Source organism: Streptomyces sp. NPDC050388 (assembly GCF_040655635.1).
Classification (GTDB): domain Bacteria; phylum Actinomycetota; class Actinomycetes; order Streptomycetales; family Streptomycetaceae; genus Streptomyces.
The window spans coordinates 137,417-155,200 of the sequence record NZ_JBFAKH010000006.1 but is presented as its reverse complement, the minus strand read 5'-3'; the positions used below and the strand labels follow the sequence as shown (position 1 = coordinate 155,200).

General features: G+C 71.6%; 11 protein-coding genes. 2 read left to right on the top strand and 9 right to left on the bottom strand.

Features of this window, described 5'->3' with window-relative positions:
- Positions 1-63 precede the first annotated feature (63 nt).
- The 5 genes from AB0I73_RS05415 to AB0I73_RS05395 form a co-directional block, all read right to left on the bottom strand.
- On the bottom strand, positions 64-1,257 hold the full coding sequence (locus tag AB0I73_RS05415) for a glycosyl hydrolase (RefSeq protein WP_363033989.1): 1,194 nt from the start codon (positions 1,255-1,257) through the stop codon (positions 64-66).
- Positions 1,254-1,679, bottom strand: a complete 426-nt coding sequence (locus AB0I73_RS05410; protein WP_363033987.1) for a hypothetical protein — start codon at positions 1,677-1,679, stop codon at positions 1,254-1,256. Before AB0I73_RS05410 ends, AB0I73_RS05415 begins: the two co-directional genes overlap by 4 nt.
- Positions 1,676-3,565, bottom strand: coding sequence for a glycosyltransferase (locus AB0I73_RS05405; RefSeq protein WP_363033985.1), 1,890 nt, complete (start codon positions 3,563-3,565; stop codon positions 1,676-1,678). Before AB0I73_RS05405 ends, AB0I73_RS05410 begins: the two co-directional genes overlap by 4 nt.
- A gap of 229 nt (positions 3,566-3,794) precedes the next feature.
- Entirely contained in the window at positions 3,795-6,260 is a 2,466-nt protein-coding gene (locus tag AB0I73_RS05400) for an oligosaccharide flippase family protein (protein ID WP_363034033.1), read from the bottom strand.
- A gap of 22 nt (positions 6,261-6,282) precedes the next feature.
- Entirely contained in the window at positions 6,283-7,611 is a 1,329-nt protein-coding gene (locus AB0I73_RS05395; RefSeq protein ID WP_363033983.1) for a DegT/DnrJ/EryC1/StrS family aminotransferase, read from the bottom strand.
- 284 nt (positions 7,612-7,895) lie between these two features.
- On the opposite strand from AB0I73_RS05395, the gene fahA reads away from it, so the two are divergent.
- Positions 7,896-9,110 (top strand): fumarylacetoacetase, encoded by a 1,215-nt coding sequence (gene fahA, locus AB0I73_RS05390; RefSeq protein ID WP_363033981.1) that lies wholly within the window; start codon positions 7,896-7,898, stop codon positions 9,108-9,110.
- Positions 9,111-9,329: 219 nt separating this feature from the next.
- The gene (locus AB0I73_RS05385) at positions 9,330-10,268 is read left to right on the top strand and encodes a M56 family metallopeptidase (RefSeq protein ID WP_363033979.1); all 939 of its coding nucleotides are present in this window, start codon (positions 9,330-9,332) and stop codon (positions 10,266-10,268) included.
- 29 nt (positions 10,269-10,297) lie between these two features.
- On the opposite strand, the gene recQ is transcribed toward AB0I73_RS05385, so the two are convergent.
- From recQ to nuoL, 4 genes are all read right to left on the bottom strand, one after another.
- Entirely contained in the window at positions 10,298-12,274 is a 1,977-nt protein-coding gene (gene recQ / locus AB0I73_RS05380; protein WP_363033977.1) for a DNA helicase RecQ, read from the bottom strand.
- A gap of 277 nt (positions 12,275-12,551) precedes the next feature.
- Positions 12,552-14,201 (bottom strand): NADH-quinone oxidoreductase subunit NuoN, encoded by a 1,650-nt coding sequence (gene nuoN / locus AB0I73_RS05375; protein WP_363033975.1) that lies wholly within the window; start codon positions 14,199-14,201, stop codon positions 12,552-12,554.
- Complete coding sequence (locus AB0I73_RS05370) at positions 14,198-15,769, bottom strand: NADH-quinone oxidoreductase subunit M (RefSeq protein ID WP_363033973.1); 1,572 nt, start codon at positions 15,767-15,769, stop codon at positions 14,198-14,200. Before AB0I73_RS05370 ends, nuoN begins: the two co-directional genes overlap by 4 nt.
- A gap of 5 nt (positions 15,770-15,774) precedes the next feature.
- Entirely contained in the window at positions 15,775-17,775 is a 2,001-nt protein-coding gene (gene nuoL / locus AB0I73_RS05365; protein ID WP_363033971.1) for an NADH-quinone oxidoreductase subunit L, read from the bottom strand.
- Between the last annotated feature and the right edge of the window lie 9 nt (positions 17,776-17,784).

Below are 17,784 nucleotides of genomic sequence, written 5' to 3'. Positions count from 1 at the left end.
CGCTCCGGCCGTGTCCGGGTGACCGTGCCGGAGCGGCCATGTCGGGGCGGCCGCCCGGTCACGTCACTTCGTCGGCTGGTTCAGGTACGGGTCGGACACCACCTCGCGCAGGCTTTCCCACGCCGCCTCGTTGGCCACGGCCAGATCGCAGTGCGGTCCGGGGTCACGGTGGTTCCACTGGAGCGCGGCCTTGACCCCGTCCAGCCCCTTCAGTACGGGCGGTACCCGCGCATACCACTCGGCCTGCCGCTCCGGCCGCGAGTCGTCGGCCGCCGAGCCGAACTCGGAGAGCATCAGCGGTTTGTCGGCGGAGATGTTCTCGCGTATCCAGTCGTGCGTGGCCGTCTGGGTCTGTTCGAAGGTCAGCCACTTCGTCTTGTGGCAGCGGTAGTAGTTGTACTGGTTGTAGCCGATCCAGTCGACGTACTCGTCCCCCGGGTACATCCCCTTGAACAGGTCACCGTGACTCAGGTACCCGGTGATGATCCAGGTCCACACCACGTTGTCCACGCCCAGCTCCCGGAACCGGTCGTGGATGTGCCGGTACGCCTTCACGTACTGGGCCGGTGTGCCGTTGTCCGGGGTGCGCGTGTCCATCTCCAGGTCGAAGGAGAGGAAGACCTTCTTCCCGGTGCGCTGCCCGTAGTCCTTGACGCGCCGGGCCTGGACGTCGATCACGGTCGCGTCCAGGTCACCGTCGGCTATCTCCTGCCACGTCGGCTGCTGTTCCTTCGTGCCGCCCCACCACTTGCTCTCCCAGGACAGCAGCAGCATGCGGTCCTCGCCGACCCGTTGCTCCTCCGGGCTCAGCAACTGCCCCTCCCTGCGGGTGCCTTCGGGCAGGGACATGTCGTGGTACGTGTACACGATGTCGAGCTTGCGGCCCACTCGTTGCTCGTAGGCCTTCACCCTGTCCTCCAGGTCGGCCCGTTCGTGCGGCACGAACGCCCCGAACCAGGCACCGCACGGCGGTTCGAGCAGCTCCGTGGGCCGGCACTCCTCGCCCATTCCGGAGGGTTCCGAGCCGGACGGCCCGGAGGCGTCGCGCAACGCGAGTACGGCGACCAGCACCGCGCAGACGACCGCGGCGGAGGTGATCAACGACCGCCGGCGGTTCGCGGCCGGCCTGGTTCCGGGTGTGCGGTGCCGACCGGTGCCGGGGCCGGGCCCCGGGTGCGCGGTGGTGTTCGTGCCGGTGAAGCGCCGGGCGCGGCGCAGGGCGGCGGCGATACGGTGAAAGGGACGGGCGAACCTCACAGGACGGAACCCTTCCGTGTCCTCGGCGGGGAGGCACGCAGCCGCGGGAAGAACGCGGCGAGCGTGGTCAGCAGCGTCAGGGCCAACAGCACGCGCTGCGCGCTGAAGGCACGGGTGGCGATGAGCACCGTCGCGACGATCATCACCGCGCCGAGACTGACGAACACGACCAGCATCAGTCGTTCCAGCAGGTCGGAGTGGCGGGCGAAGTCGGGGGCGCGCCGCTCGACGGGTCCCCGCGCCGCGCGCATGCGCAGGGCGGGACCGCAGAGGCCGACCAGGGCGGCGCCGGGCCCCGCCGCCAGGAAGACGACGACGGCCGCACCCCGCAGCGGCGATCCGCCGGGGAGGGCGAGCGCGGCCAGCGCCAGCCAGCCGCCGAACGGCGGGAGCATCCTGATCACGAAGTCCTGCGGTGTCATCGCTCCGTCCCCTCTGCTCCGGCTTCCCCTGCCCCGTCTCCCCCTGCTCCGGCTTCCTCCTCCGGTCTCAGCTCGTAGACCACTCCCGCACCGGTCTTTGCCACCAGCCGGAACCGCGGCGACGCGGCGACGGACTCCCGGACGCGGTCCAGCTGGGCCCCGGTGAGCTGCCCGTTCATCTCGGAGTTGGCCGACTGGCTCCGGGTGAACAGGAAGTAGGCCCGAGCGGGGCGCTCCACCCCGGCCATGTCGGTGGCGAGGGTGCGGGCCGGGTCCCGCACGATCTCGTCGACGTGCCTCCGGTCGTCCTCGAGGAACCAGTAGTGGTCGACACTCCCGTACGAGGCGTAGGCGAGCGGGTAGTTGCGGTTGGCGGCGACGACCAGCGAGCCCTCGGGCGCCTCGTCGAAGAGCTGCCGCACCAGGGCCACCTCCTGCGGCGGGAAGTAGCTGATCCTGTCCTTGCCCGAGTAGCTCGGGACGAACGCCAGGGTCCCGGCGAGCAGCACCAGGAGCGGGCCCCAGACCCGGACGCCGAAGCCGGTACGGAAACCGAAGCCGTGGCGCGCACGGGCTTCGCCCTTCCGGCGGGCCTCGGCCGCCGCCTCCGCCGCCGCCTCGGTGGCGGCGAGGGTACGCACCTTGGGCAGCAGTGCGGCGGCGCCGAAGAAGGCGACGCCGGGCAGCATGAACATCAGCACCCGGAAGATCATCTCGCTGCCGTAGCTGCTCGCCACGAACATCGGCAGCGGCGCCGCCGTGATCACCAGCAACGGCATCGCGCGGTACCGCAGCACGGGTTGCCGCCACACTCCGGCCGCCGCCAGCAGCAGGACCGAACCCGACAGCAGCCGGGCCGCCCACGAGGTCGCCACCGCCCCGGTGCCGGTCGGGGTGGTGCCGTACCCCGTCTCGACGTTGCCGCCGACGTCGCCCACCGCGCGGATCATGTCCGGCAGCGCGGCGGACAGGAAGGGCAGCGCGGCCGTCAGACACCAGGCCAGGAAGATGACGACCGTGGTGGCCACCGGAACCCAGTCACGGTGGCGGCGCAGCAGCCACAGCGCGAGCAGTGACACGACCAGCATGCCGGGTGTGAGCTGGTGCGAGATGACGATCGCCGTGACCAGCAGGGTGACGAGGACGGTCCAGACGGCCTGCCCGCGCCGCCCGCCGCCCGCGCCGGAACGGCCGTACCTGCGCAGCACCACGGCCAGCACGCCGAGATGCAGCGCGAAGGCGACGGACTGGGGGGAGAAGTAGTCCTGGCCCACCCAGTTGGCGACGTAGAAGAGCCAGACCGCGGTCCAGATCAGCCGCCGGTCCTCGGTGAAGGTGCGGTAGATCAGCAGCAGCGGGAGCAGCAGCATCAGGCTGGACGCCAGCGGCCACCACGCCATGTACATCGCCGCCGAGTCCACGCCCAGCAGCCGCACCAACGCCGCCTGCGCGGCGAAGAAACCCGGCCACTGGTCGTAGACCGCCATGTCACCGACCTGGTCGGCGTTCTGGAGCCCGCCGGCCGTCAGCAGGTGGTCGACAACGCCGTCGTGCTTCCACGCCCAGGCGTACAGCGGGGTCGGGTAGAGCACGGCCTGAGTGGCCCGCTCCATCACCAGCAGGCCGAGCACGTACGCAGCCGGCCAGCCGCCGGACCGCCGCCGGTCGCGGACCGTGAACCAGAAGCCGGCGGTGAGCACGGCGAGGCCGGCCCAGAAGCTCGGGTGGAGCGCGGTGACCAGGCCGTAGTCGTCGAGGTGCGACACGTCGGTGTGCCGGACCGCGTACAGCCACAGCGCCAGCGCCGTCACCAGCGGTACCGCGGGCCGGAACGCGAGGAGACGGGGCACGGACCAGAGGGGCGGCAGGTCGGAAAGATCCGTCACGGGCTCATGGGCGGGGGTCGACGACTCCGAGGAAGGATCGGTCCGCGCATCGGTCCGTGACTCGGTCCGCGCATGCGGTTCGGCGGGGGCGGCCGACGCCGGTGTGCTCTCGGGCGCGGGCGCGGGCTCGGACGCGGATCTCTCGCGTGGAGTGGCTGGCGGACGCACGGTGGTTCCCCCCTGGCGGTTCGGTTCCGGAACGTGTCGGTCGTTTCGGTCGGTCGTCGGTTCAGCCGTTCGGTCGTCCACGGTCGGGCGGCCACGTCGCCGACACGGCAAGGCGCAGCGGCGGAAGGTGGAGGAACGGCAGCAGGAGAAGCAGCGCGGCGAGCAGGGGCGGGGCCACCGGTGCGAGCGCGTCCCGCCACACCCAGCCGGCCACGGCGACGAGGTACAGCGCCCCCCAGCGTCCCGGCCAGGACGGCCTGCTGCCCGCGCGCGCCGACAGCAGCCACAGCGGGACGAGACACAGCAACTGGCAGACCGGCGGTGTCCAGCGCAGCAGGGGCTCGGGGCCGGCGAGTCCCATCGCGTCCGCGAGAAATGTGGCCGTCTGCTCGTACAACGCCCCGTCCAACGGCCTTGGTGGCCAGCCGAGGGCGACGGGCGCGGCGTACAGGGCGAGCAGGGCGGAGCCCAGCGCGGCGCCGGGGAGCCAGGGGTCGGGTCGCGTGCACAGCGTCACCGAGGCGACGAAGACCAAAAGCAGCACTCCCCCGGCGGCGAGCGCCGAAAGCGGCAGCCCTTCCAGCAAGAGGCGCCCCGTCAGTTCTCCCGGTTCCTCCCGCCCGGATCCGCCGAACCAGGGCAGTGAGCGCACCGACACCCAGAAGACGACGGTGGCGAGTCCGAGCAGCACCCAGAGGACGTCACGCAGGCGCCGCTCGGTCTCGTCACCGGTCGACGGCGACGGGACCACACGGTGGGCACCGGACCGGACGGGGCGAGCGTCCTCCACGCCGTCCCGCGACGCGTCCCGTGCGGACCCCTCCCTCTGCTCCTCCGGCTCCTCGTGCTTCTTCCGCTCCTCGTGCTTCTTCGGCTCATGCGGTCCATGCCGCTCAGGCGGTCTGTCGTCCCGGCCCGGTGCGTCCCGTGGAGTGGGCGACTCCCCGCCCCCCTCCCCCGTCCCGGGACCGGTGTCCTCCTCCGCGTCCGCAGGGCGGGACCGCACGATGAACGCCAGCGTGTCCGCCTGGAGCGCCTCCCGTTCGTAACCGGGGCGGCCGATGAACAACGTGACGGTGTCGTCGCCGTCCTGCCCGGGATCTCCCCTGTCCTCGCAGGCGGCCCGGCGGGCCCGACCCGTGCCGTACCCGGCGGTGGCGTTCAGCTTCGCCCAGCGGGTGCCGTAGGCGGACCCGGCGGGGGCCCGGCCGGCCCGGTCCGGCCCGTCCTGCTCCAGGGGTCCGTCGCGCGTGCCGCGCAGCGCCGACCGCAGTCCGAAGACCGAGACGACGGCGATCAACGTCATGCTGATCAGCACCGCCCACCCGGCCCCCGCGATCCCCGCGGGGCTGAACAGCACGGCCGCGCTGCCCAGTACCAGCACGCACATGGCCCCTTGGAGGGCGGCGAGCACACCGGTGCGCCCCTGCACCCGCAGCACCCCGATGTACAGCTCCACCACCACCCGGGGCAGCGCCCCGAGCGCGAGCAGCCGCAGCACGGCCGAGCCGTGCTCGGCGTAGTCCGCGCTGAACGGGGTGAGGATCTGCGGCGCGAAGACCACGAGCACCAGCACCACCGGCACCAGCAGCAACGCCATCCGGCGCAGTGCCCCCCGGACGCCGTCCGCGAGTTGCCGCGGGTCGTGCGAGGCGTGGGCGGTGAGCGACGAGGCCATGTTGATGGCCATGAACTCCATGGTGCCGCCGACGGTGTACGCCACGTAGAAGTAGCCGTTGTCGGCGGCGCTGAAGCGCACCGCGACCATCACCGGCAGCAGGTTGATCATCGCCAGGCTGAACAGGGCGCCGAGCGAGTCTCCGGCCAGGAAACGGCCCATGTCCCGGACCTTGGGCGGTTCCCGGTCACCGTCGGCGGCGGCCTGGCGCGGAATGAGACGGCGGAAGATCAGCCAGCCGAGCGGCAGTGTGGAGAACGCGATCGCGACGGCCCAGGACACGAAGATGCCCAGCACCGGCAGCGCGCTCGCGAAGACGGCCAGCAGGACCAGCTTCCCGGTGGAGAAGACGGCGTTCCCGACGGGCACCCACTCCGTCTTCCGCAGGCCAGTGAGCACCCCGTCCTGCAGTGTGAGCAGCGCCCACGCCACGCACGCCGCGACGAACAGCGCGCCCGCCAGCGGTGTGCCGAGCGGTTCGTACGACGCGCCCCACAGATCCAGCGTGAGCAGGAAGACACCCGCGGCCAGGGCGACGACCAGCGAACTCGCCCCGTACACACTCCACACCAGGCGCCCCGTCTCGCGGCCGGCACGCGGCACGAAGCGGACCACGGCGCCGATCATCGTGGTCGCGGTGATGCTGGCGAGCAGCCGCATCGCGGCGATGGCGGCGGAGCCCTCGCCGACCGCCTCCTCGGAGTAGTAGCGCGCGGCCACGAGCCAGAAGCCCAGCCCGAGGACCGCGGACACGCCGGTGCTGAGCATCAGGAAGTAGGCGTTCTTGAACAGCGAGTCGGAGCCGGGTCTGCGGTCGGCGGGTCCGGGGCCGGCGCCGCTGCGCACCACGGCGGGCTCGTGCACCTGGATCTCAGTCACGGGGCGGCCCCAGCCCTCTCGCCGTGTTCCCCGGCCGTACCACCCCGCGCCGCTCCGGTCCCTCCGGTGCCGCTGGTGACCCCGGCGCCGCTGGTGGCTCCGGTTCGGCCCGTGCCTCGGGCGGCTCGGCCGGCCGTGCCCCGGACCGTTCCAGCACCTCGACGGCCTCCCGTGCCCGCAGCGGGTCCACCGGCAGCGCGTGCCGCGCGAACCAGCGAGCGCCCTCGGGCGCGGGCGACGGGTCCGTGAACGCCGCTCCCGCGTAGTCGTCCAGGGGCGGATCGTAGAGGTAGCCGACGACGATGCCGCGCCGTGCCAGCGCCTCGATCGCGGCGTCCCGGTCCGCCACGAGCAACGGCACCCGGAACAGCGGCTGCGCCGCACCGCCCGGACGCGGCCGGGCCCACCGCGTCGACAGCAGCAGTTCCGTGCCCGCGCGGGAGGCAGCCAGTACGTCGTCCAGCCGCCCGAGCCCGCGCCGGACCCGGCGCAGGCGCACGGGGCCGGGCTCCAGCCGGTAGTCGTGCATGTCGACCCTGACCCAGGGATCGTGCGCGGCCAGATCCGGGGCGGAGCGCACGGCGTCGGCCAGCGCGTCCGGACGCAGGGGCATGCGGATCCCCTCACGCTCCGTCAGTCCCAGCAGCCCCATCGCGGCCCAGGCCGCCCGGCGCAGCCCGAGCCCCCGCACGGCGGCCTCGGCGTACGGCCGTACCACATAGGTGAGTTCGGACGCCATCCGGCGTGGGGCGAGCAGCTCGGCGCAGTCCTCCCGCACCGCTGCGCTCCGGCCCGGGTCGGCCAGCGAGAGGATGCCCCCCGTCTGGGCGCCGACATGCTTGGAAAGGCTGAAAACAGACGCATCGCCCCAGGCGCCGACCGGCCGCCCGCCGACCTCGCTGCCGATGGCGTGCGCCCCGTCCTCGAACAACGGGATGCCCAACGCATCGCAGCGGGACCGCAGTTCCGGTGCCGGATCCGGGTTGCCGTACAGGTTCGTGGTCAGTACGGCGGACAGCGAGCCCCACACCTCGTCGGGCACGGCACCGGTGTCGATGGACGCGTCGAGCGGGTTCAACGGCGCCTGCACCGGGCGCAGCCCCGCCGCGAGCACCACGAAGAAGATGACGTCGTCGTTGACCGGCGACATCAACACCCTGCCGCCGGGCGGGCACCAGTGGCGCAACGCCACGAACAGCCCGAACCTGCACGACGGCACGTACACGCATTCCCGGCCGAGCCGGCCGCGCATGACCTCTTCCAGCCTCTTCGACTGCGAGCCAGAGCGCGCCGAGCCCGGACCGGCCTCCCCTGTGGCCATCCGTCCCCCTGATGTGCCATCGGAACGCCCCCTCCCCGAGGCCTTCCGGCACCCGCCCAGAGTCACCCCGTTCGCACCGCTCCGTCAAGATTGCGTCGCGTCCTGTGGATAACTTCCGGTACGCAAGGGGAAGCGGCACATGAACCCGCCTCCCCGCCGCCCGTCACCCCGGACCCGCCCCTTCGCCTCTGCCCAAGACCACCGCGGCACCCGTAACGTGTGGCACGACCACGGACACGTGAAGCACCAGAGCACCTGCGCACACGAAAGCGAGGCAGCACCCGATGCCCCCCTTCGATGTCCCCGAGGGCGATCCCTTCGGCCCGCACAACCTGCCGTACGGCGTGTTCTCTCCTCCCGGCTCGACGGAGCAGAGGGTGGGCGTCCGGCTCGGCGACCACGTCCTCGACGCCGGCGCGGCAGCACACGCCCTGGGCTCCCCGTACGCCTCCCTGCTCGCCCGACCGACCCTCAACCCGCTGCTGGCGGCGGGCCGGACGGCCTGGTCCGACGTGCGGCGGGCGCTCACGGCCTGGGTGACCGTCCCGGCGCACCGGGAGACCGTCGGGCCGCTGTTCCACCCGCTGTCCTCGGTGACCCTGCACCTCCCCTTCGACGTCGCGGACTACGTCGACTTCTACGCCTCCGAGAACCACGCACGGAACGTCGGCCGGATCTTCCGCCCCGACGCGGCCGACTCCCTCACCCCGAACTGGAAGCACCTGCCGATCGGTTACCACGGCCGCTCCGGCACGGTGCTGGTCTCCGGCACGGACATCGTGCGGCCCTCGGGGCAGCGCAAGGCACCGACCGACCCGGCCCCGGTCTTCGGCCCGTCGGTCCGGCTGGACATCGAGGCCGAGGTCGGCTTCGTGGTCGGGGCGCCGTCCGAGCGGGGCCGACCGGTGCCGCTCGGCGACTTCCGTGACCACGTCTTCGGCCTCTGCCTCCTCAACGACTGGTCCGCACGCGACGTCCAGGCCTGGGAGTACGTCCCCCTCGGCCCGTTCCTCGGCAAGTCCTTCGCCACCTCGGTGTCGGCCTGGATCACCCCCCTGGACGCCCTGGAAGAGGCCCGGGTGGCGCCACCGGAGCGCACGCACGAGCTGCTGCCGTACCTGGACGACACGGACGAGGAACCCGGCGGTTACGACCTACGGATCTCCGTGGCCGTCAACGGCCACGTCGTCTCCGAGCCCCCCTTCTCCACCATGTACTGGACGGCCGCCCAGCAGCTCGCCCACATGACCGTGAACGGCACCTCCCTGCGCACCGGCGACCTCTACGGCTCCGGCACGGTGAGCGGCCCCGCCGAGCGGGAACGCGGGTCTCTGCTGGAACTGACCTGGAACGGGCGGGACGCCCTCGAACTCCCCGACGGAAAGCGGACGTTCCTGGAGGACGGCGACGTGGTGACCCTGTCGGCCTGGGCCCCGGGACCGGACGGTGTCCGCGTCGGCCTCGGCGAGGTCACGGGGCGGGTGACGCCCGCGGGCTGACCCCGGCGACCGGGCCGGGTCGATCCCACCCGCCCCGCCCGTTCCACCCGCCCCGGGGTCGCCTCCCGCAGGGCGTCCTTCCGCGCACTCTCCGATCTCCGTCGCCCCCCTGCCGCACACCGCCCTTCACCGTCATACTTGGCGTCGGGCGGTGTGCGGCTCCCGCATGTCCGCACGATCCGAAGTCCCCCTCTGCCGACAGGATCCGGAGCCCTTGGCATGACCCTCTGCCTGCTCCTGCTGAGCGTTGTCGCCGTGACGGCCGCCGGGCCCGTCCCTCGCGCGCTGACCCGGGCCGACTGGCCGGAGCGGGAACCGGTGGTCGCCCTGTGGGTCTGGCAGTGTCTGGTCGCCACGGTCCTGCTGTGCTGCGTGACCGCACTCGCCCTGGGCGCCGCGGCCGTCTTCGGCACCGTACGCGCCCAGCTCTTCGCGCCGGCCCCGCCCGCGGTGACCGCGGCCTACGACCTGTCCGCCGCCCCGCCGTGGACGGCCGCCCTCACCCTGCTGCTGGCCTGCGGCGCCGCCTGGACCACGGCCATGCTCGTACGGGAACTGGCCGACGCCCGCCGACGCCGTGCCCAGGCCCGCGCACAACTGCTGGAACGCGCCCCCGACCTGCCCGCCGGTCTCCCCTCCGCCCGCGGCCCCCTGCTGGTGCTGGAGGACGAGTACCCCGACGCGTGGTGGATGCCGGGCAGCCCGCCCCAGCTGATCGTCACCACCGGTGCCCTGCGCCGCCTCACCGACCACCAGATCGACGCCGTCCTCACCCACGAACGCGGCCACGCCCGCGCCCACCACGACTGGCTGCTGCACCTCTCCACCGCTCTGGCCACCGGCTTCCCCCGCGTCCCGCTGTTCACCCACTTCTGCGACCAGACCCACCGCCTGGTCGAACTGGCCGCCGACGACACCGCCTCCCGCCGCTGCGGCCACCTGACCACGGCACTGGCGCTGATCGAGCTCAACCAGCACCGTGGCGTCCTGTCCTGCGCCTCCAGCCACCGCCTGCTCGGCGAACGCGTCGACCGCCTGCTGAAGCCCCCGCCCCGCCTCGGCCGCCGCGACCGCGCCCTGACGACGACAGCGGCGGCCCTGGTCCCCCTCCTCCCCCTGCTGATCACCTTCGCCCCGGGCCTCACCGCCCTGCCCTGAGCGTGTTGTCCGGAAAGGCCGGCGACGGACTACATCCAGTCGTCCGGTTCCGGTTCGGCGTCCGGCTCGGGCCAGTCGTCCGACGCGGAACCGATGGCGTCCGCAGCCGCGTCCTGCGACCCGGCGCGGGCCTCGGTCCCCGGCCGCCCGCCCAGCTCCCCCAGCACCCTCAGCACACCCTCCCCGTACGTCGCGAGCTTCTTCTCGCCCACCCCGCTGATCCCGCCGAGCTCGGCCACCGAACCGGGCCGGACCGTGGCGATCTCCCGGAGCGTGGCGTCGTGGAAGATGACGTACGCGGGGACACCCTGCTCGCGGGCCTGCTCGGCACGCCAGGCGCGCAGCGCCTCGAAGACCGGCACGAGCTCCTCGGGCAGCTCGGCCGCGACGGCCTTGGCCTTGCCCCGCCCGGAACCCGACGTCCCCGACGCCCCCGACCGGGAAGTCACCGGCTTCTTCGGCTCCTTGCGCAGCGGCACCTCCCGCTCGCGACGCAGCACCGCCCCGCTGGCCTCGGTCAGCACCAGCGTGCCGTACTCGCCCTCGACCGCCAGCAGCCCCTGGGCCAGCAACTGCCGGACCACGCCCCGCCACTCGCCCTCACTGAGATCCTCACCGATCCCGAACACGGACAGCTGGTCGTGGTCGAACTGGATGACCTTGGCGGTGCGCTTCCCCAGCAGGATGTCGACGATCTGCACCGTGCCGAACTTCTGCCCGCGCTCCCGCTGCAGCCGGACCACCGTCGACAGCACCTTCTGGGCCGCGACGGTGCCGTCCCAGGTCTCCGGCGGGGTGAGGCAGGTGTCGCAGTTGCCGCAGCCGCCCGGGGCCGCGTCGTCCTGGCCGAAGTAGGCCAGGAGCCGGGCACGCCGGCACCCGGCCGTCTCGCACAGTGCGAGCATCGCGTCCAGATGCCGGGCGGCCCGCCGCCGGAAGGCCTCGTCCCCCTCGCCGGACTGGATCAGCTTGCGCTGCTGCACGACGTCGCCCAGGCCGTACGCCATCCAGGCCGTGGACGGCAGCCCGTCGCGGCCGGCGCGGCCCGTCTCCTGGTAGTAGCCCTCGACGGACTTGGGCAGGTCGAGATGGGCGACGAACCGGACGTCCGGCTTGTCGATGCCCATCCCGAAGGCGATGGTCGCCACCACGACCAGGCCGTCCTCCCGAAGGAAACGGGCCTGGTGCGCGGCGCGCGTCCCCGCGTCCAGCCCCGCGTGGTAGGGCACCGCCTCGATGCCGTTGCGGCTGAGGAACTCGGCCGTCTTCTCGACGGAGTTGCGGGAGAGGCAGTAGACGATGCCCGCGTCGCCGGCGTGCTCCTCGCTCAGGAAGTCCAGCAACTGCTTCTTGGGGTCGGCCTTCGGCACGATCCGGTACTGGATGTTGGGCCGGTCGAAGCTCGCCACGAAGTGCCGGGCGTCCGGCATGGCCAGCCGCTCGGTGATCTCCCGGTGCGTGACGTGCGTGGCCGTCGCGGTGAGCGCGATCCGGGGCACGTCCGGCCAGCGCTCCCCGAGCAGTGACAGCGTGAGGTAGTCCGGCCGGAAGTCGTGCCCCCACTGGGACACGCAGTGCGCCTCGTCGATCGCGAAGACGGAGATCTTCCCCCGCGAGAGCAGTTCCAGCGAGCTGTCCAGCCGCAGCCGCTCCGGCGCGAGGTACAGCAGATCCAGCTCGCCCGCCAGGAACTCGGCCTCCACCACACGACGCTCGTCGAAGTCCTGCGTGGAGTTCATGAACCCGGCGCGCACACCGAGCGCCCGCAGCGCGTCCACCTGGTCCTGCATCAACGCGATCAGCGGGGAGACGACGACCCCCGTACCCGGTCTGACCAGGGCCGGGATCTGGTAGCACAGGGACTTGCCGCCACCGGTCGGCATGAGGACCACGGCATCCCCGCCCGCGATCACATGCTCGATCACCGCTTCCTGCTCACCGCGGAAGGCCTCGAACCCGAACACCCGCTGCAGCGTGGCCCGCGCCTCGCTCTCCATCACAGTCATCCCACCACTACCGCTCGTCACCGTGCCCCCGTAAGCCGTCCCTCGACCACTGCGTCCGCTGCGTCCACTGCGTCCGCTGCACCCACGATAGGTGCCCGCACCGACAGCCCCGGGGTTTTCCACAGGCCCACCGACCCGGCCGCCGCTCCCTCACGGGCGCCGCAGCCGGAGAACCATGACCAGGCGGTCCGCACCCGGGTCCGCCGCCGGGGCTCGGCGTGCACGCGAAGAGGCCCGGTTCCCCAGAGAGAACCGGGCCTCTTCGTACCGCCGTGCGTCAGCGCACGAACACTCCCGCGTCGCCCGCCAGCTCCAGGAAGTACTGCGGTGCCACACCGAGCACCACCGTGACCACCACGCCCAGTCCGATCGCCGTCATCGTCAACGGCGACGGCACCGCGACGGTCGGGCCCTCGGGCCGCGGGTCGCTGAAGAACATCAGGACGATCACCCGGATGTAGAAGAACGCCGCGATCGCCGACGCGATCACACCGACCACGACCAGCGGCACCGCGCCGCCCTCCGCCGCCGCCTTGAACACGGCGAACTTCCCGGCGAAGCCGGAGGTCAGCGGAATGCCCGCGAAGGCGAGCAGGAACACCGCGAACACCGCCGCCACCAGGGGCGAACGGCGTCCGAGCCCCGCCCACTTGGACAGGTGCGTCGCCTCGCCTCCGGCGTCCCGCACCAGTGTCACCACCGCGAACGCGCCGATCGTCACGAACGAGTACGCCGCCAGGTAGAAGAGGACGGACGAGATGCCGGCCGGCGTGGCCGCGATGACACCCGCGAGGACGAAGCCCGCGTGCGAGATCGCCGAGTACGCCAGCAACCGCTTGATGTCGGTCTGGGTGATCGCGAAGATCGCGCCGCCCAGCATGGTGACGATGGCCACGGCCCACATGACCGGCCGCCAGTCCCAGCGCAGGCCGGGGAGCAGGACGTACAGCACCCGCAGCAGGGCGCCGAACGCCGCCACCTTGGTCGCCGCCGCCATCATGCCCGTCACCGGGGTGGGCGCGCCCTGGTACACGTCCGGCGTCCACATGTGGAAGGGGACGGCACCGACCTTGAACAGCAGGCCCATGATCAGCAGACCCGCGCCCACCAGCAGCAGCGCGTCGTTGCCCATGGTGTTGACGAGGGCCGGGTCGACCTCCGGGATCGTGCCGTCGACGACCTGCGCGATCCTCGCGTACGACATCGAGCCCGCGTAGCCGTACAGCAGCGCGATGCCGAAGAGGAGGAACGCGGAGGCGAACGCGCCGAGCAGGAAGTACTTGACCGCGGCCTCCTGCGAGATCAGCCGCTTGCGGCGGGCCAGCGCGCAGAGCAGGTACAGCGGGAGGGAGAGGACCTCCAGGGCCACGAAGAGCGTCACCAGGTCGTTGGCCGCCGGGAAGACCAGCATGCCGGCGACGGCGAAGAGCAGCAGCGGGAACACCTCGGTGGTGGTGAACCCGGCCTTGACCGCCCTCTTCTCGTTCTCGCTGCCCGGCACGGCCGCGGCCTGCGCGGCGAACGAGTCGACGCGGTTGCCCTGCACCTCCGGGTCGAGCCTGCGCTCGGCGAAGGTGAACAGGCCGACCAGGGCCGTCAGCAGGATCGTGCCCTGCAGGAACAGGGCCGGTCCGTCGACGGCGATCGCGCCCATCGCCGCGATGCCCGCCCTGGTCGTGCCGTACCCGGCGGCCGCGAGCGCCACCACCGCGGCGAACGCGGCGACGACCGCGGCCGTCGCGACGAACATCTGTGCGTGGTAACGGAACCTGCGCGGTACGAAGCCCTCGACCAGGATCCCGACGACCGCCGCGCCGACGATGATCAGGACGGGGGCGAGCTGGGCGTACTCGATCTTCGGCGCGTCGATCCTCGAGATCGGGTCGGCCGCAGTTGTCCACAGGCTGTGGACGGCTGATGCGCTCACTTGGCCGCCTCCACCTCGGGCTGGGGGTCCTTCTTCTGCACGTCGGACATGGTCTGCTTCACCGCCGGGTTCACGATGTCCGTGACGGGCTTCGGGTAGACGCCCAGGAAGACCAGCAGCACGATCAGCGGCGCGACCACGGCGATCTCACGCACCCGCAGATCGGGCATCTTGGCAAGCTCGGGCCTGAGGGGGCCCGTCATCGTCCGCTGGTAGAGGACGAGGGTGTAGAGCGCGGCGAGCACGATGCCGAAGGTGGCGATGACGCCGATCACCGGGTAGCGCGTGAACGTGCCGACCAGGACCAGGAACTCGCTGACGAACGGCGCCAGCCCCGGCAGCGACAGCGTCGCCAGACCGCCGATCAGGAACGTGCCGGCGAGGACCGGCGCGACCTTCTGCACCCCGCCGTAGTCGGCGATGAGCCGGGAGCCGCGCCGCGAGATCAGGAACCCGGCCACCAGCAGCAGGGCGGCGGTCGAGATCCCGTGGTTGACCATGTAGAGCGTCGCCCCGGACTGGCCCTGGCTGGTCATCGCGAAGATGCCCATGATGATGAAGCCGAAGTGCGAGATCGACGCGTACGCGATCAGCCGCTTGATGTCGCGCTGGCCCACCGCGAGCAGCGCCCCGTAGATGATGCTGATGACGGCCAGCACCATGATCGCGGGCGTCGCCCACTTGCTCGCCTCCGGGAACAGCTGGAGGCAGAAGCGCAGCATCGCGAAGGTGCCCACCTTGTCCACGACGGCCGTGATGAGCACGGCGACCGGAGCGGTGGACTCCTGCATGGCGTTGGGCAGCCAGGTGTGCAGCGGCCACATCGGCGCCTTCACCGCGAAGGCGAAGAAGAACCCGAGGAACAGCCAGCGCTCGGTGCTCGCCGCCATCTGGAGCGAACCGTTGGCCCGCGCCTCGGCGATCTCCGTGAGGGAGAAGTTCCCGGCGACCACGTACAGCCCGATCACCGCGGCCAGCATGACCAGACCGCCGGCCAGGTTGTAGAGCAGGAACTTCACCGCCGCGTACGAACGCTGCGTCGTGGCCACCTGCTCGCCGTGTTGGTGGGCCCGGTCCCCGAAGCCGCCGATCAGGAAGTACAGCGGGATCAGCATGGCTTCGAAGAAGATGTAGAAGAGGAAGACGTCGGTGGCCTCGAAGGAGAGGATCACCATCGCCTCGACGGCCAGGATCAGGGCGAAGAAGCCCTGCGTCGGCCGCCATCGCTTGCTGCCGGTCTCCAGGGGGTCGGCGTCGTGCCAGCCCGCGAGGACGATGAACGGGATCAGCAGGGCGGTCAGCGCGATCAGCGCGACCCCGATGCCGTCCACCCCGAGCTCGTAGCGGACGCCGAACTCCGCGATCCAGGCGTGTGATTCGGTGAGCTGGTAGCGGTCGCCGCCCGGGTCGAAGCGCACCAGGACGACGATCGCCAGCACCAGGGTGGCGATCGAGACCAGCAGGGCCAGCCATTTGGCGGCGGTGCGTTTCGCGGCCGGTACGGCGGCCGTGGCGATCGCCCCGACGGCCGGGAGCGCCGCCGTCGCTGTCAGCAGAGGAAAGGACATCGGTATCAGACCGCCCTCATCAGCAGGGTCGCGGCGACCAGGAGTGCCGCGCCGCCGAACATCGAGACCGCGTACGACCGCGCGAAGCCGTTCTGCAGCTTGCGCATCCGTCCGGACAGACCGCCGAACGAGGCCGCCGTCCCGTTGACGACCCCGTCGACCAGGGTGTGGTCGACGTACACCAGGGAGCGCGTGAGGTGCTCACCGCCACGTACCAGGACCACATGGTTGAAGTCGTCCTGGAGCAGGTCGCGCCGGGCGGCCCGGGTGAGCAGCGACCCGCGCGGGGCGACGGCCGGGACCGGGCGGCGCCCGTACTGGCCCCAGGCGATCGCCACGCCGACGACCATCACGACCACCGTGGCGCTCGTGACCGTCAGGGCGCTGATCGGCGCGTTGCCGTGGTCGTAACCGGTGACGGGCTTCAGCCAGTTCAGGAACCGGTCTCCGATGCCGAAGAACGCGCCCGCGAACACCGACCCGAAGGCGAGCACGATCATCGGGATCGTCATGACCTTCGGCGACTCGTGCGGGTCGGGCGGGCCCGCCGCGGCAGCGGCATGTCCGGAACCGGCCTCGCCGCGGGTCTCGGCGGCGGGCTCCACGTCAGGTGCGGCCGGGGACGGCGTCGGGGCGTTGCGCCAGCGCTCCTCGCCGAAGAACGTCATCAGCATCACGCGCGTCATGTAGTACGCGGTGATGGCGGCGCCCAGCAGGGCCGCGCCGCCGAGGATCCAGCCCTCGGTGCCGCCCTTGGCGAAGGCCGCCTCGATGATCTTGTCCTTGGAGAAGAAGCCGGACAGGCCCGGGAAGCCGATGATCGCGAGGTACCCGAGGCCGAAGGTGATGAAGGTGACCGGCATGTACGTGCGCAGTCCGCCGTAGCGGCGCATGTCGACCTCGTCGTTCATGCCGTGCATGACCGAACCGGCGCCGAGGAACAGGCCGGCCTTGAAGAAGCCGTGCGTCACCAGGTGCATGATCGCGAAGACGTAGCCGATGGGGCCGAGGCCCGCCGCGAGCACCATGTAGCCGATCTGCGACATCGTCGAACCGGCCAGCGCCTTCTTGATGTCGTCCTTCGCGCAACCGACGATCGCACCGAACAGCAGCGTGACCGCGCCGACGATGGTGACGACCAGCTGCGCGTCGGGGGCGCCGTTGAAGATGGCCCCGGAGCGGACGATCAGGTACACGCCCGCCGTGACCATGGTCGCGGCGTGGATCAGGGCCGAGACCGGGGTCGGGCCCTCCATCGCGTCCCCGAGCCAGGACTGCAGCGGCACCTGGGCGGACTTGCCGCAGGCCGCGAGCAGCAGCATGAGGGCGATCACGGTGAGCTTGCCCTCGCCGGCGGCACCGGCGAGCCCGGCCTCCCCGTGGCCGCCGAGCACCGGCCCGAAGGCGAAGGTGCCGAACCACAGGAACATCAGCATGATCCCGATCGACAGACCCATGTCACCGACACGGTTGACCAGGAAGGCCTTCTTCGCCGCGGTCGCGGCGCTGGGCTTGTGCTGCCAGAAACCGATCAGCAGGTAGGAGGCGAGACCGACGCCCTCCCAGCCCAGGTACAGCAGCAGGTAGTTGTCGGCGAGGACGAGGATCAGCATCGCCGCGAGGAACAGGTTCAGATAGCCGAAGAAGCGGCGGCGCCGCTCGTCGTGTTCCATGTACCCGATCGAGTACAGGTGGATGAGCGAGCCGACGCCGGTGATCAGCAGGACGAACGTCATCGACAGCTGGTCGAGCTGGAAGGCGACGTCCGCCTGGAAGCCCTCCACCGGGATCCAGCTGAACAGGTGCTGTGTCAGGGTGCGGTCGCCGGCGGCGCTGCCCAGCATGTCGGTGAAGAGGACGAGGCCGACCACGAAGGACGCGGCGGCGAGCGCCGTGCCGATCCAGTGGCCGACGGCGTCCAGTCGGCGGCCGCCGCACAGCAGGACCACCGCTCCGAGCAGGGGCGCCGCCACCAGCAGCGCGATCAGGTTCTCTGTGTTAGTCACGGTCTACCG